Annotated in this window: 1 pseudogene; it reads left to right on the top strand. The window is 46.7% G+C overall.

Features of this window, described 5'->3' with window-relative positions:
* Positions 1–501: pseudogene (gene glmM / locus R7Q48_RS31665) on the top strand (phosphoglucosamine mutase); the annotation flags it as partial.

Consider the following 501-nt stretch of genomic DNA (forward strand, 5'->3'; position numbering starts at 1 on the left):
CAAATGTCTTCAAAGAACTTGGTGCAGATGTAATCGCGATGGGTGTTGAGCCAAATGGTATCAACATCAATGAAGAAGTCGGTGCTACAGACGTTCGCGCGCTACAAAAACGCGTTGTCGAAGAGCAAGCTCATCTTGGTCTTGCATTCGATGGTGACGGCGACCGTATCATCATGGTTGACCATTTAGGTAATAAAGTCGATGGTGACCAAATTGCTTACATCATCGCACGTGATGCTCTGCGTCGTGGTGAACTAAAAGGTGGCGTGGTTGGTACGTTGATGACTAACCTAGGTATGGAAAATGGCCTGAAGCAATTAGGCATTCCATTTGTTCGTGCAGCTGTCGGTGACCGCTATGTAATGGAGCAATTGCTGGCTAAAGGCTGGAAGATCGGTGCCGAAAACTCTGGTCACGTTATCTTGCTAGATAAAGTAACAACGGGAGACGCGATTGTTGCAGCTCTACAAGTGCTTGCTTCTGTTGTTGGTAGTGATATGT

The sequence above is a fragment of the Vibrio sp. 378 genome, assembly GCF_033339435.1.